The sequence below is a fragment of the Pseudoalteromonas sp. BSi20311 genome, from assembly GCF_000239875.1.
In the GTDB taxonomy this organism is placed as follows: domain Bacteria; phylum Pseudomonadota; class Gammaproteobacteria; order Enterobacterales; family Alteromonadaceae; genus Pseudoalteromonas.
Genome location: NZ_BADU01000076.1, coordinates 1 through 15,427, shown reverse-complemented (window position 1 = coordinate 15,427; position 15,427 = coordinate 1). Strand labels below are relative to the sequence as shown.

The 15,427-nt window shown below is 40.9% G+C and carries 16 protein-coding genes; 4 read left to right on the top strand and 12 right to left on the bottom strand.

Going from position 1 to position 15,427, the window contains the following annotated elements:
- Positions 1–2,775: a two-component sensor histidine kinase BarA gene (barA, locus tag P20311_RS08595; protein WP_193371761.1), complete on the top strand. Its 2,775-nt coding sequence runs from the start codon at positions 1–3 to the stop codon at positions 2,773–2,775.
- Positions 2,776–2,804: 29 nt separating this feature from the next.
- Here the strand turns inward: barA and pdxJ are convergent, their stop codons facing one another.
- From pdxJ to rpoE, 10 genes are all read right to left on the bottom strand, one after another.
- Entirely contained in the window at positions 2,805–3,536 is a 732-nt protein-coding gene (pdxJ, locus tag P20311_RS08590) for a pyridoxine 5'-phosphate synthase (protein ID WP_008111769.1), read from the bottom strand.
- 21 nt (positions 3,537–3,557) lie between these two features.
- Positions 3,558–4,250, bottom strand: coding sequence for a DNA repair protein RecO (gene recO / locus P20311_RS08585; protein ID WP_008111767.1), 693 nt, complete (start codon positions 4,248–4,250; stop codon positions 3,558–3,560).
- A gap of 20 nt (positions 4,251–4,270) precedes the next feature.
- Positions 4,271–5,203 (bottom strand): GTPase Era, encoded by a 933-nt coding sequence (era, locus tag P20311_RS08580; protein WP_008111765.1) that lies wholly within the window; start codon positions 5,201–5,203, stop codon positions 4,271–4,273.
- The gene (gene rnc / locus P20311_RS08575; RefSeq protein WP_008111763.1) at positions 5,193–5,870 is read right to left on the bottom strand and encodes a ribonuclease III; all 678 of its coding nucleotides are present in this window, start codon (positions 5,868–5,870) and stop codon (positions 5,193–5,195) included. Before rnc ends, era begins: the two co-directional genes overlap by 11 nt.
- A gap of 2 nt (positions 5,871–5,872) precedes the next feature.
- Entirely contained in the window at positions 5,873–6,808 is a 936-nt protein-coding gene (lepB, locus tag P20311_RS08570; RefSeq protein WP_008111762.1) for a signal peptidase I, read from the bottom strand.
- Between the two features lie 16 nt (positions 6,809–6,824).
- Positions 6,825–8,612, bottom strand: coding sequence for a translation elongation factor 4 (gene lepA, locus P20311_RS08565; RefSeq protein ID WP_008111760.1), 1,788 nt, complete (start codon positions 8,610–8,612; stop codon positions 6,825–6,827).
- A 122-nt stretch (positions 8,613–8,734) separates the two neighbouring features.
- Entirely contained in the window at positions 8,735–9,184 is a 450-nt protein-coding gene (locus P20311_RS08560; RefSeq protein WP_008111758.1) for a SoxR reducing system RseC family protein, read from the bottom strand.
- Positions 9,185–9,194: 10 nt separating this feature from the next.
- Positions 9,195–10,148 carry a MucB/RseB C-terminal domain-containing protein gene (locus tag P20311_RS08555; protein ID WP_008111756.1) on the bottom strand — a complete coding sequence of 318 codons (954 nt, stop codon included), beginning with the start codon at positions 10,146–10,148 and terminating at the stop codon, positions 9,195–9,197.
- A gap of 4 nt (positions 10,149–10,152) precedes the next feature.
- On the bottom strand, positions 10,153–10,767 hold the full coding sequence (locus P20311_RS08550) for a sigma-E factor negative regulatory protein (RefSeq protein WP_008111755.1): 615 nt from the start codon (positions 10,765–10,767) through the stop codon (positions 10,153–10,155).
- 1 nt (position 10,768) lies between these two features.
- A complete protein-coding gene (gene rpoE / locus P20311_RS08545; RefSeq protein WP_008111753.1) occupies positions 10,769–11,350 on the bottom strand; it encodes an RNA polymerase sigma factor RpoE in 582 nt (193 codons plus the stop codon).
- A 244-nt stretch (positions 11,351–11,594) separates the two neighbouring features.
- Between rpoE and nadB the strand changes: the two genes are divergently transcribed.
- Complete coding sequence (gene nadB / locus P20311_RS08540) at positions 11,595–13,205, top strand: L-aspartate oxidase (protein ID WP_008111751.1); 1,611 nt, start codon at positions 11,595–11,597, stop codon at positions 13,203–13,205.
- Here the strand turns inward: nadB and P20311_RS08535 are convergent.
- Together P20311_RS08535 and P20311_RS08530 are read right to left on the bottom strand one after the other, a co-directional pair.
- Positions 13,180–13,536: a hypothetical protein gene (locus P20311_RS08535; protein ID WP_036985014.1), complete on the bottom strand. Its 357-nt coding sequence runs from the start codon at positions 13,534–13,536 to the stop codon at positions 13,180–13,182. The two genes, nadB and P20311_RS08535, sit on opposite strands and share 26 nt — an antisense overlap.
- Before the next feature lie 55 nt (positions 13,537–13,591).
- Complete coding sequence (locus P20311_RS08530; RefSeq protein ID WP_008111747.1) at positions 13,592–13,843, bottom strand: succinate dehydrogenase assembly factor 2; 252 nt, start codon at positions 13,841–13,843, stop codon at positions 13,592–13,594.
- A 151-nt stretch (positions 13,844–13,994) separates the two neighbouring features.
- Between P20311_RS08530 and P20311_RS08525 the strand changes: the two genes are divergently transcribed.
- Positions 13,995–14,906, top strand: coding sequence for a folate-binding protein YgfZ (locus P20311_RS08525; protein WP_008111745.1), 912 nt, complete (start codon positions 13,995–13,997; stop codon positions 14,904–14,906).
- Positions 14,907–14,917: 11 nt separating this feature from the next.
- Positions 14,918–15,403, top strand: a complete 486-nt coding sequence (locus P20311_RS08520; RefSeq protein WP_008111743.1) for a peptidylprolyl isomerase — start codon at positions 14,918–14,920, stop codon at positions 15,401–15,403.
- Positions 15,404–15,427 lie beyond the last annotated feature (24 nt).

Sequence of the window (15,427 nt, the reverse complement as noted above, 5' to 3'; positions counted from 1 at the left end):
ATGACCAAACTAGGCTTGCGCGATTCTGTTTTAACACTCACCCTGATCCCCACAGTGATAATTGGGCTATTACTAGGTGGTTATTTTACAATAAATCGTTACATTGAGCTTGATGAAATTTTATATCAACAAGGCACAACAATTTCTGAGCCTTTAGCGATTGCTCTTGAACAACCTTTACTGGAAAAAAATAAAAAACTACTTAACCGTGTTATTCGTTATACACACAACAAACACTCACCGGCGATTAAATCAATTGCTATTTTTAATGATAACAACCAACTTATTATAACCAGTAATTATCATCGCTCGTTCGATACCTTAATTGAGCAAACACAAATAGCCAGTTTTAAAGCCACACATGTTCAGCAAACTGAAGAATTAGTGACTTTCTTTACCCCTATTATTAACCATACAACACCCAATAGCGACTGGAATACTTCTGAGTTTCAAACCACATTAGGTACCGTGGTGATCCAACTTAATCGCGATAAAGCCGTTATTGGTCAGCAACGCGCATTATTAGTTAGCGGTATTATTATTATTCTTGCCTTAGTATTAGCAGCTATTTTAGCACTAAAACTTAGCCGTATGTTTATGACACCGCTAAATAAGTTAGTACTTGCTACCGACAGGTTAATTGAAGGGAAAAGACAAACAGGGTTAACTGAGCCCATGAATGGTGAGTTTGAACTATTGCGTGAAGGACTCAATACCATCTCCCACTCTATGGTGATGCAAAAAGACGAAATGCAAAAAAATATTGATCAAGCAACAAGTGATTACCGCGAAACGCTTGAGCAATACGAAACACAAAATATACAGCTCACTATGGCTAAAAAAGAAGCCCAAGATGCTAACCGCGTTAAGTCTGACTTTTTAGCTAAAATGAGTCATGAATTGCGTACACCACTTAACGGGGTTATTGGCTTTACTCGCCAGCTTTATAAAACACCGCTAAATAAAAACCAAAAAGATTACCTTGATACCATTGAGCTTTCAGCAAACAGCTTACTGACCATTATTAGCGATATATTAGACTTCTCCAAATTAGAAGCGGGTGCTATGGAGCTTGAATCGATTCAATTTCAATTACGCGATAGCGTAAACGAAGTGATGACATTACTGGCACCTAGTGCTCACGATAAACAACTTGAGCTCTCTATTTATATAAACCCTCAGGTGCCCGATCACTTAACCGGCGACCCCACTCGATTTAAACAAGTGCTTATTAACTTGTTAAGTAACGCTATAAAATTTACTGAAAAAGGCGCGATTAAAGTCGATATTAGCCATCGTTTGTTGGATGAGGAGCGTACTTCCATTTTAGTGTCGGTGGCTGACACCGGGGTGGGTATTCCTGCCGATAAACAAGACGCGTTATTTACCGCCTTTGGCCAAGCCGACTCCAGTATCACCCGTAAATTTGGTGGCACTGGCTTAGGGCTTATTATTACTAAACATATTGTTGAAGCAATGAATGGTCGTATTACCTTAAATTCAGCTCCAGGTAGTGGCACATGCTTTACTTTTAATGGCGTATTTAGATTACCAAATCATGTATTTATCAACGATTTGCCTACCCAGTCATTAATTGGTAAACGTGTTCTTTATCTAGAGCCACATAAGCATACCCATCATGCCGTTGTTTCATTATTACAAGAGTGGAAAATCAGCGTCACCCCATGTCATAGCGAAAGTGAATTTTTAGAGTGTATCGAGAAATCAGAGATCAATTTTGATATATGCCTTATTGGTCACATGGCATCGGTTGACGATATGCAGCGCTTAAAAAGCTATGTAAAAGCGGTTAGGGAATCAACCGATTATTTATATTTAATGCTCAATACTGTATCGCACAATATGCGTGAAGCCTTTATAGGCAGTGGTGCAGATGCCTGTTTAAGTAAACCGCTCAACCATCGTAAATTATGTGAGTTATTAGCCGCACCATACCGACTTGATCACCCGGCACATAACATAGATCAGCATGAACAAACCCTACTGCCATTAAAAGTATTAGTGGTAGATGATAACGACGCTAATTTAAAATTAATTTACACCCTACTCAACGAACAGGTGGAATTGATTGATACTGCCCATAATGGTTCACAAGCTTACAGCTTAAGTAAAAGTCATAAATATGATGTGATTTTTATGGATATTCAAATGCCGATAATGGACGGCATTACAGCCTGTAAACTCATTAAAGAGTCATCTTTAAATGAAGATACACCTATTATTGCCGTAACTGCGCATGCACTTAATAGTGAAAAAGAACAATTATTAAAAGATGGTTTTGAAGGCTATTTAACTAAGCCAATTGACGAAGATATGCTCAATCAAATTATTTGCGATCATAGCCCACAATTACCTGTAAGCCGTGATAAGTCAAAAAGCACATTTGAACATAGCACAGCCCCTTTTGATAGCACTCGGCTTGATTGGACGTTGGCACTGCAACGTGCAGGCGGTAAGCCTGAATTAGCCAATGAAATGCTTAACATGTTGTTATTAAGCGTGCCTGAAACCCTAAACTTATTAAATCAAGCAATCGTCAGTAATGATTGCCATCAAGTACTCAGCGTGATCCATAAGTTTCATGGAGCGTGTTGCTACACCGGCGTACCAAAGCTAAAAACCTTAGCTGAAACGATCGAAACATCACTAAAAAATGAATGCGTACTTGATAATATAGAGCCCGAACTGTTTGAACTTCAAGACGAGCTGGAAAACTTACTTGTTGATGCCAAAATTGATATCACTAATAAATAAGCTCGTCTTTGATGTTGTTTTTTATGATTCTAAGCGCGTGCTTCAAGCATTAAGCGTTTCATGTCACGCACCGCTTTGTCTAAACCATCAATCGCTGCACGGGCAATAATAGCGTGACCAATATTAAGCTCGTAAATCTCTGGCATCGCTGCAATTGGCTTCACGTTGTGATAATGCAAACCATGGCCGGCATTGACAATTAAGCCAATACTCGCTGCATACTTAACGCCTTGGCGGATGTGCTCAAGCTCTTTTGCGGTGTCTTCATCATTAGTTGCATCTGCATAGGCCCCAGTATGAATTTCAACATAAGGTGCACCACAGGTTTTTGCCGCATCTAACTGCGCTTTATCAGCATCTATAAACAGTGATACTTTAATACCGGCTTGCGTTAGGGTTTTAGTCGCTGCGGCTATTTTATCAATATTACCCGCTACATCTAAGCCACCTTCGGTAGTAAGCTCTTCACGTTTTTCAGGTACTAAGCATACATATTCAGGTTTAACCTCAAGTGCAATCGCAATCATTTCATCGGTTACTGCGGTTTCTAGATTCATGCGTGTTTGAATGGTTTTAGCCATCACATACACATCGCGGTCTTGAATGTGTCTGCGGTCTTCGCGTAAATGAATCGTAATGCCATCTGCACCGGCATGTTCTGCAACACTGGCTGCATGGGCTGGATCTGGGTAAGAAGTACCTCGAGCTTGGCGAAGCGTTGCAATATGATCTACGTTCACGCCTAGAAGAATATCTTTCATGTTTGTACCTGTGAAATTTGTTTATTGAGAGCTAATAAATAACTCACGACTTTTTAATGGCTTATTGCCCAATAATGGCTTTAATAAATAACGACTTAATTGCTTTGCCATATATAACACATCCGCTTGGCTAAAGTCATGATTTGCTATGGCATTAAGTTGTGAACCGGTGAATCCAGAACGCGAGTCATGTTGCACTGAAAACCCTACTTCTGCGAAGTAGCTATACGTTTGTACCTCGTCAATTGGCTCACCGTCAGCGTCAAAACTAAAATCGACTCCATATCCTAGCAGCTCTAACAGTTGAAATTCATAAGAACGCAGTACCGCTTGCATGTCACTACCGCTATTAAGGTTTTCTAGGTGTGTTTTATAAAGTTGAAAAACTTGATCAATGGGCTCATTAATCGGCACAATGCGATTAGTTAGCTCATTTAAATAAAAGCCACAGTAAAGCTTATCACCGGTTAGAAATAACGGGTTGCCGTAGAGCTCAAATTTATTAATATATTTTAAATCGTATTTGCCATTGTAATGGACGAGTAAGGATTGAAATGGTTGTAATTGGGCTTTATGTTTAGTGGCCTGGCGACCACTAACTCGAGCGAGCATTCTAAGCTGACCAACGCCTTCTACCAGCATATCTAACATTACTTGCGAGTCACTGTAGGGACGTCGGTGTAATAAATAGGCTTTGTAAAAGTCGCTGTCCATATTAGGCTATTCGATACTTATTAATCTTCACCGTAGCCTAAGCTTCTTAAGGCACGTTCATCGTCAGCCCAGCCCGATTTTACTTTAACCCATAATTCTAAAAATACTTTATTTTCAAGCATTTCTTCTAGGTCTTTACGCGCTTCACGGCCGATCACTTTTAGCTTTTCGCCTTTGTTACCGATAACCATGCGCTTTTGCGTTTCACGCTCAACCAAAATAAGGCCATTGATGTGCCAAATACCGTTTTCTTGCCATTTAAACTGCTCTATTTCCACAGTCACTGAGTAAGGTAGTTCCTCACCCATAAAGCGCATAAGCTTTTCACGGATCACTTCAGCAGCCATAAAGCGCATTGAGCGGTCAGTAACGTAGTCGTCTGGAAAATAAAATTCGCACGGCGGTAAGCGTTTAGTCACTTCATCTTTGATCAGGTTAATGTTTTTACCCTGAGTCGCAGATACAGGCATAATGCCTATAAAATCAAACTTATCGCCTAACCACTTCATATGTGGCAGTACAAGGTCGCGATCTTTCACTTGGTCAATTTTGTTAATAACTAACAATACCGGCTTGCCACTTTGGCTCACTTTGTTAAGTACCATCTCGTCATCGGCATTCCAATGAGTGCCTTCAACAACAAAAATAATCAGTTCAACATCGCCAATTGAGCTCGACGCTGCACGGTTCATTAAACGGTTAATGGCGCGTTTTTCTTCAACGTGAAGACCTGGGGTATCTACGTACACCGCTTGGTGTTTACCCTCAGTATGAATACCCATAATACGATGGCGCGTGGTTTGTGGCTTACGTGAGGTAATACTGACTTTTTGCTCAATAATTTCATTAAGCAAGGTTGATTTACCCACATTAGGACGGCCAACAATCGCAACCATGCCACAAAATGTGTCTATTTCGCCTTCATGAGGCTGTATTAAGGTATCAAGATTCATTTTTAAGTATCTTCAATGCTTTTTCGGCCGCTTTTTGTTCGGCTTTACGCCTTGAGCTGCCAACAGAAATAATGCTATCCATTCCATCAACGATACATTCAACCGTGAATGTTTGATTGTGTGCCTGACCTTTAGTATCTACTACAGTATAGCCAGGTAATGATAGCTTACGAGCTTGCAAATACTCTTGCAGCAGGGTCTTAGGATCTTTTTGATTAAGCCCTGGTGAAATAGCATCTAAACGTGATTCATACCACGCTAAAATAAGCTCGCCGCAGCGATCAATATTTGAATCTAAAAATACAGCACCAATTATGGCTTCAACTGCATCTGCAAGGGTCGACTCGCGTCTAAACCCGCCACTTTTTAGCTCGCCTGGGCCTAAACGTAGGTAATCACCTAGCTCAAACTCAAGGCCAAATTCAGCTAACGTCTGGCCGCGAACTAAAGTCGAACGCATGCGGCTTAAATCGCCTTCACGTGCTTTAGGAAATTTAGCGTACAAGGCATTGGCAATTACAAAGCTCAAAATCGAGTCGCCCAAAAATTCGAGTCGCTCGTTGTGTTGACCTTTATGGCTGCGGTGCGTCATTGCTTGCTCAAGTAGGCCTTGATCAGCAAATGTGTAGCCAATTCTTTTGTATAACTCTGTTACATTTTTTTTCATTGTTACTGAATATTACCTAGGCGTTCAAAACGAACACCAGTTGGAACCCATCCTGGTAAAATGTCATCTGGGCCATTATCAAATTCAAAACTCATCCATATAAAGACAGCTTTACCCACCAAGTTTTCTTTTGGTACAAAGCCCCAAAAGCGACTATCTTGGCTGTTATCGCGATTGTCACCCATCATAAAGTAATGATCAGCAGGCACCACCCATTCATCCGCAGGAGTGCCCAATTGCTGGTAGTAACGCCCTTTTCGTTCAGGCGATTTTGGGTTAATTAAAATATCATGGCTAGACGTAGTTAAATCTTCATTTAAACGCGCTAAAGCCATTGGGCCTTGCATAAATTCATCATCATTAATTAATTTAAAATCAATTTTATTGAATTCGTTGCAAAGAAACGCGCCTTTTTGAACTTCGCCTTCTTCACATTTTGGTTGAATATATAAACGCTTATCGCGGTAAACAATTTTATCGCCAGGTAAGCCTATAGCACGTTTAATATAATCAACTCTTTCATCTAATGGGTATTTAAAAACAACAATATCGCCACGCTCTGGTTCGCTCACATCCACTAACTGGCTGCGCCATACTGGGTCTTTAATTCCATAAGAATACTTTTGCACTAAAATAAAATCGCCTACTAATAAGGTTGGCATCATTGAACCCGATGGGATCTGAAACGGCTCAAAAATAAACGATCTAAAAATAGTGATAGCAGCAATCATCGGAAAAATCGACTTTGCTGTTTCAGTAATGACTGGCTCAGGCGCAATCAATGCTGCTGTTTCTTCATCAAGTTGGCCACCGGCAGAAGTTTGTGCAATTGCCAAACGCTCCTGCCTTTTAGGGGCAAACATTAAGTGATCTATTAACCATATTAGGCCTGAGCCTAAGGTTAATAACACCAATAAAACTGAAAAGTAGCCAGCCATTTATTATCCTTTATTTTTATTTACCAACTTTTAAAATGGCTAAGAACGCTTCTTGAGGCACTTCAACGTTACCAAGTTGCTTCATTCGCTTTTTACCATCTTTTTGTTTTTGAAGTAATTTTTTCTTACGACTCACGTCACCACCGTAACACTTCGCGATTACGTTTTTACGTAGTTGCTTTACAGTTGTACGGGCGATTACATGCTGACCAATTGCTGCCTGAATCGCAATATCAAACATTTGACGCGGTATAAGCTCTTTTAACGCATCAGCAAGCTGACGACCACGAGACTGCGCGCTTTCGCGGTGTACAATAATAGCTAGAGCATCGACGCGCTCGCCATTAATAAGTATATCTACACGTACCATGTCTGAGGTTTGGAAGTGCTTAAAGTTATAATCAAGCGACGCAAAACCACGACTGGTTGATTTTAACTTATCAAAGAAATCCATTACCACTTCAGCCATTGGCAGTTCATACGTTACTGCAACTTGCTTGCCGTGATAGCTCATTTTAGTTTGCATACCGCGCTTATCAACACATAACGTGATTACGCTTCCCAAGTACTCTTGTGGTACTAAAATATTTGCTTCTACTACTGGCTCACGTATTTCTAAAATATCGTTTACGGCTGGTAGGTCAGACGGGTTATCTATTTGTGTAGTGCCCTCTTTAGTCACTACCTCATAAATAACCGTTGGTGCTGTGGTGATTAAGTCAATGTCGTATTCACGCTCTAAACGCTCTTGAATAATTTCCATGTGCAGCATACCTAAGAAGCCACAACGGAAACCAAACCCTAACGCGGTTGAATTTTCTGGTTCAAAGAATAACGACGCATCGTTTAAGCTTAGTTTGTTAAGTGCATCACGGAACGACTCGTAATCATCTGACGCAATTGGGAACATGCCCGCGTAGACTTGTGGTTTAATTTTCTGAAAACCAGGTAAGCGCAGTGGTGCCGCATTTTTTTGATGAGTAATAGTATCGCCTACTGGTGCACCGTGTATTTCTTTAATACCGGCAATAACAAACCCTACTTCACCTGTGCGTAAAACACCGGTGTTAGTTTGTTTAGGCGTAAAAATACCCACATGATCTGCGGTATGTACGTTCTCGTTTGACATGATTTTAATTTTGTCACCCGCGCGAAGTTCGCCATGCTTGATACGCACTAGCGATACAACGCCTTGGTATGGGTCAAACCAAGAATCGATAATTAGCGCTTGTAATGGTGCGTCTTTATCACCAACTGGTGGTGGTACATCTTTAACGATCATTTCAAGTACTTCAGCAATACCCACACCTGTTTTGGCGCTACATTGCACGGCATCAAGGGCATCAATACCAATAATGTCTTCAATTTCTTCGGCTACACGTAATGGATCGGCTTGCGGTAAATCAATTTTATTCAGAACCGGTATAACTTCTAAGTCCATTTCAATGGCGGTGTAACAGTTGGCTAATGTTTGTGCTTCGACACCTTGGCCGGCATCAACAACTAATAATGCGCCTTCACACGCTGCTAGTGAGCGTGATACTTCATAAGTAAAGTCAACGTGCCCAGGAGTGTCGATAAAGTTGAGCTGGTACGTTTCACCATCGTTTGCTTTGTAGTTTAACGTTACACTTTGCGCCTTAATGGTAATGCCACGTTCACGTTCAATATCCATTGAATCTAGAACCTGCTTCTGCATTTCACGGTCGGTTAAACCACCACAAACTTGGATCAAACGGTCAGAAAGGGTCGATTTACCATGGTCAATGTGGGCGATGATCGAAAAATTACGGATATGCTTCATAAACTGGATTCTAAACTTCTATTTTAAAGGACTAAGGTCGCATGCCTAAATAACTTGAAAATACTTGCTGTGCATTTTCAAGTTACTGTGGCATAAAAACGCAATTTTACATTTAATTGGCGTCAATCACCATCTATTTGAGTTAAAGGGAGACTAATTGGATGAATTTTTATCACTTTAATCTCATGTCTAAGTGATTTTACCCATGTTTTAGCAATTAAAAAGCCGGTGATGCCACCCAATATCGCTGCTAAAATTTGCCAGCCTTCGGCCAATAATATTAATTCACTGGTTATTAAGGCGAAGATTAAACTCAAAAACAAGGGCAACATGTAAACGGCAAAGGCATGTTTTACAACATGGCTGTCATCTAGTGACAGGGTCACTTTTTGACCCACTTCTAATTGCGTTTCAAATTTATAGGGCAAGGTTTTTTTGGCGGTACCAAATAACTTGCTAAACACCTGTGAGCCACAACGTCCATTACAGCCTTCACAGGCCTGTTTTTGTTGGGCTTCTAAATGCGCAACGTGGCCACTAAGGGCCACGACGGTTAACGTTTGTTCTATCATAATTTAGTTTCTATAATGCCCGTGATACCGACTCTGCAATCGCTTTAGCACTCGTTGTTGGGATATTCCCCACCACAGACACATCAAAATTTCCGCCGTTGTGCACATATATAGTGGTTGCACCCGAGGTCAGTGCTCCGCTTAAACGCTTGCCCGGTAGTGGTCGTTGTACAAATACTGATACCTCAACGAATCCATCAGAAAATAAATAGTAGTCTGTTAATTCATTGTTTAAGTCGAGCTTATGTCTATCTGACTTGAGTAGTTCAAACCCTTCAGGTAGCCAACCAATAGTCCAATTCATAGCATTTGCTTTGCTCTGTTCAGCAATTGAATTAGCGGGTAATGGGGTTGGAAAATTACGATTAAGTACTTCTAATAATAAGCTTGCCGGTTGCTCAGTTACACTGATATGGGTAAGTTGTAATTGCTCAAGTGCTTCGCCTTGATGATTAACATAAGCGGCTTTTAATAATAACGAAGACTCAGTATCAATCCAAATCCAATAGTTATATTTGTCATCGTTTTTAGATTCAATTCGAACCAGCTGAGCAGGACGCCCCGCAATACGGCCTTTACCACCAAGCACAAAATCATAATGCGCACTTAGGCGATTAATATCTTTAAATAAAACTTCTGGGATGGGACCTGCAATTGAGTCGGTTGTTAACGAGTAAGGTTCTGATTGTGGCTCAAAGTAGGTAACTTGGTCGTCAATACGGATCATTTCAAGGCCAGCGCCATTGAGCAAACTTAAATGCTCAAGCTCTATATCACCTTGTTTAGCATGCACCCAGCGGTAGGGCTCCATACTTTTACCTTTAACAACAACAAAAGAGGCGTCGAAATTACGAGTGTGAACTGCACTGGCCATTTCAAGCAGTAAATCTTTAGCGGGGTTTGTGTCATTGGCAAAAGTGTTAAAACTTAACACCAATGACATAATAAAAGTGATTACTTTCATCTAATTAGTTTTTTTCCTCTGGCGATGTTTCATCTGTTTTAGCTGTTTTTAACGAATGAGCAACACGCGCTTGACGCTGATGTTCAAGTACTAATGCGCCAATGCGTTGCTGTTGAAGCTCGCGCAAGCCTTGCTCTGCGTTATCAAGTGCTGGTGCTGATGAGTAGCTTACTGGCGACGCCATGCCGGTTAACGGCGTGGTTTGCAGTAAAGGAATTTCATTTTGTGGAGCATCTTCACCTTGCGGTAAGGTGTTCACGCCAACAATAGTAAACATTGCTACACTTGCTGCAATTGCCAATTGGGCAACCGGTTTACGCCAATTAAACGCCACTACTTTGTTGTCTGTTTCGGTGCTTGAAGGGGTTGCCACACTGTCAGACTGGCTAAAGTCTGCATAAACGGGCTCACTCTCAAGTGCTAACGAAATGCGATCGCTAATATCAAAGTCCATATTATTGTTATTTTCTTTAGCTCGCATTGCATCACCGATTAACGCGTAACGGCCAAACGTAGCAACATCATCTGATGCAATAGCGGCATCATTTAAAGTTTGCTCACCGTCAAGTAATGCTGATAACGATTCGTTATCTAAGCGGTTAACGTGTGCTTTTGTCATACTAAGACTCGCCTATCAATGGGTTTAATTTATTATCAATTGCTTCACGGGCACGAAAAATACGCGAACGTACCGTCCCGACTGGGCAATCCATCACCACGGCTATTTCTTCATAGCTCATACCCTCAATTTCTCTAAGAGTAATCGCGGTTTTTAGATCTTCAGGCAAACTATCAATCGTATTAAAAATAACAGCGCGTACTTCTTCGCTTAATAGTAAATTTTCAGGTGACGCGTTAGAACGCATTGAATCTGCACCTTCATAAAACTCGGCATCCTCAGCATCTATATCATTTGCTGGCGGTTTACGCCCTTGAGCCACTAAATAATTTTTAGCACAATTAACGGCGATACGGTAAAGCCAAGTATAAAAAGCACTGTCACCACGAAAGTTTGGAAGGGCACGGTACGCTTTAATAAACGCTTCTTGTGCTACATCAGCAATGTCACCTTGATTTGATACATAACGTGAGATCAAACCGGCAATCTTGTTCTGATACTTCTTAACTAATAGGTTAAAGGCGTTTTTATCTCCCTGCTGAACCCTTTTCACTAACGCTAAATCTAATTCCTGCTCGCTCATTCGAGCCGGTACTCCTCTGATTGATTCTTGCTTATTATTCATAGTGTCGCCATTGTTCACACCTACTCTGACCCTTAGATGAATAAAAAGTTCTGACTCATATTGTTTTTTTATAAAATAGCTACAAATTACGCGTTTATACGCTAAAACCACTTAGTAGTAGTTCAACAAATATGGTACAACTATAAGTATTAAAAATAAATATTGCTCTATCTGAGCATTGTAACCGCAAAGTACCTCACAGATGAACCAAAATAAACATCACATTACCGATGTCGCTATTATTGGTAGCGGCGCAGCAGGCTTATCACTTGCTTTATCTTTGGCTAATTACTGTAACGTTACCGTGATCAGTAAAGGTGAATTAACCGAAGGTTCTACTCTTTATGCCCAAGGCGGAATTGCCGCTGTTTTTGATAAAAAAAATGACAGTATAGAATCTCACGTTGAAGATACTTTAGATGCCGGTGGCGGTTTGTGTGACAGAGAAGCTGTTCATTATACTGCCAGCAATGCGCATGACTGCCTACAATGGTTGATTGACCAAGGCGTGCCTTTTGATATGGAATTTGATAGTAAAGGTAAAGAGCGTTTTCATTTAACCCGCGAAGGGGGTCACAGCCACCGACGCATTTTGCATGCTGCCGATGCCACTGGCAAAGCAGTGCAAACAACGTTAATTAGCCAAGTTCAAGCACATAGCAATATCACCTTGTTAGAGCATTACAATGCGATTGATTTAATTACTGATAAAAATATCGGTAAAACGGGGTCACATGTTCACGGTATGCATGTGTGGAATAAAAAAGCCAAAAAAGTAGAAACTATTGGCGCAAAATTTGTTGCCCTAGCTACGGGTGGCGCAAGTAAAGTGTACCTTTACACCTCTAACCCTGATGTTTCTAGTGGTGATGGCATTGCAATGGCGTGGCGTGCGGGATGTCGCGTTGCTAACATGGAATTTAATCAATTTCATCCAACCAGCCTTTATCATCCAGAATTACAAAACTTTTTAATTACCGAAGCAATGCGTGGTGAAGGTGCCTATTTAAAACGCCCTGATGGCACTCGCTTTATGAAAGAGTTTGATGAACGAGAAGAACTCGCTCCTCGCGATATTGTAGCGCGCGCTATCGACTTTGAAATGAAACGCCTTGGCGCAAATTGCTTATATTTAGATATTAGCCATAAAGACAAAGACTTTATTATTGAACACTTCCCTACTATCTACGCTAAATGCTTGAGTGTAGGGCTTGATATTACCAAAGAGGCAATCCCTGTCGTTCCCGCAGCACATTACACCTGTGGTGGCGTAATGACCGACTTTAACGGCAAAGCGGATTTAGCAAATTTGTACGCTGTGGGTGAAGTGGCTTATACCGGCCTGCATGGTGCTAATCGCATGGCGAGTAACTCGTTATTAGAGTGCATTGTGTTTGCCCATGCAGCAGCAAAAGATATTTTGAGTAAAATAGAGACCGCACCCGCGCTGGTTGATTTACCTAGTTGGGACGAAAGTCGTGTATCTAATTCAGATGAAGAAATTGTCATCACTCACAACTGGCATGAGCTACGATTGTTTATGTGGGATTATGTTGGGATTGTACGCTCAACTAAACGCCTTGAACGTGCGCTTCATCGTGTTGAGTTACTGCAACAAGAAATACACGATTATTACGCAAACTTTAGAGTAAGCAATAACTTACTTGAATTACGTAATTTGGTGCAAGTTGCCGAGCTTATTATTAGAAGTGCTATGGAACGTAAAGAAAGTCGTGGACTACACTTTACCATTGATTATCCAGAGCAAAATGAGAACCCAACACCCACTATTTTGACCCCTCCGCGTAATTAATTACTTCAAGCGTTGCCCGTTTTAAACGCGCATAGCTTTGCTCATCAACACTATTGGCTGAAATAATCAGCCAATAGTTTTTACTAAAACCATTAATATACAACCACACACTGCGACCAAGTAATCGGCTTTGATTACTAATTACACCTTGAATTTGCCTGCCAGAGCCTTCAAAGCGAAATTGATTCGGCTCTAAAAGTATGACGCCCTGCTGTGGCTGAGCAGCAACGATTTTTCGCCAAACGATAATGCCAGCAAGGGTATTAAGTGCAATACAAAAAAGAGTTGCCATCACCGAGTTCATAAATAGGCACAACACTAAAGTCAGCACACAAAAAAAGACCACAATCGGTTTGTGGTCTGTTTTATTATTTGTAACAGTAAATCTATACACGAACTCGGTCTAAAATTAGCTGAACCATGCTATTTAGCTCTGCGTCTTTACATTCTTCATGGCCCATAAACCAAGCGAATAAATCTGGGTCTTCTTGGGTTAATAGACGCTGAAAAGCCGCCTGCTGTTTAGCATCTAACGAGTCATAAGCTTCTTCAACAAACGGCATAAACAAAACATCTAGCTCTAACATGCCACGGCGACAAGCCCAACGGATACGTGCTTTACTATGTATTTCAACCATTTTAAACCTCATATTTAATTAACTCGAGTTTACCAAATACCCATTAATTTAACAGCACTAAGTTATAAAAAACATCGTCCGTTAGTCGCTGTACCATACGCTTTAACTACGTTATTATGTGCACTCATTTGTTATTGCAAAGAAGGTGTTTATGTCTCTGGTTTATGCATGTCCTTTATCACATCAGGTTATTAGCCTCTCAGGCGCAGATAAATTATCGTACCTACACGGACAAATCACTCAAGATCTAAATAAACTTAACAACAATAACTTTTTGTGGGCGGGTCACTGCAGCGCTAAAGGGAAGTTATGGGGTGTATTTAAACTATTTTCTTATCAGCAAAATTACTATTTAACAGGCTCAAGTGCTGAAGTAGAACGCTCACTGGCTGAATTAAAAAAATATGCTGTATTTGCAAAAGTTGAAATTAATAAAGCATCAGAGCGATTAATTGGTCTACTTGGCGATAACTTAACAGACATACTCGTACAACTCGATATTCACTTCAGCGATGACGCCACAGCCTGTGACTTCGCCCATGGTAAAGCACTGAAACTGGCACCAAACCGCGTTTTACTAATGGTTGATAGCCAATTTTGCCTACCTGATGACGTGTCTACCCTCGACAACGACGCCCTATGGCAGCAAGCGTCTATACTCGCTGGTGAACCGCAATTAAGTGTTGATGCAATTGATGAATACGTACCGCAAATGGTTAACCTGCAAGCCATTAACGGCATTAGCTTTAAAAAGGGTTGCTACACAGGCCAAGAAACTGTCGCACGTATGAAATACCTAGGCAAAAACAAACGCGCAATGTATATCGTTTCAGGACAAAGCGAAGGACGACTTGATGAGCCTGATATTGAAACCCAATTAAGTGAAAACTGGCGCCGTGCAGGTAAACTTATTGCGCAAAGCTATAATGAACAAACACAGACTTTAACTGGTTTGGTCGTGTTGCCAAACGATACTGATATCGATCAGACTCTTCGTGCAAAACACACCCCTTCGGTAGAGCTAAACATTCTGCCTCTACCTTACTCTCTTGAAGATGAATAATAGGAATGACTATGATCGTTGCAGCAAATAAAGTGGTAAAAATGCATTACTCTGTTTTAGATAATGACGGAAATACCATTGATAACTCATTTGGCGGTGAGCCATTAATTTTTATCGTTGGTACAGGCTACCTGATCTCAGGGCTTGAAAATGCGCTGCAAGGCAAGCAAGCTGGCGATACACTAAGTGTAAAAGTAGAACCAGAAGAAGGTTACGGAGAGCGTCATGATCACTTAATGCAAGCCGTACCAAAATCAATGTTTGAAGGTATGGAAATTGAAGTGGGCATGCAATTTCGTGCAACCACAGATGACGGCGACCAATCAGTAATGATCATCGATATTCAAGATGAAGAAGTCATTGTTGATGGTAACAACCCACTTGCCGGTATTACACTTAACTTTGATGTAGAAATTTTAGAAGTACGCGATGCAACAGCCGAAGAGCTTGAGCATGGCCACGTACATGGCGAAGGCGGTTGTGGTCACGAGCACTAAGCCCTAATGCAGTAATAAAAAAAG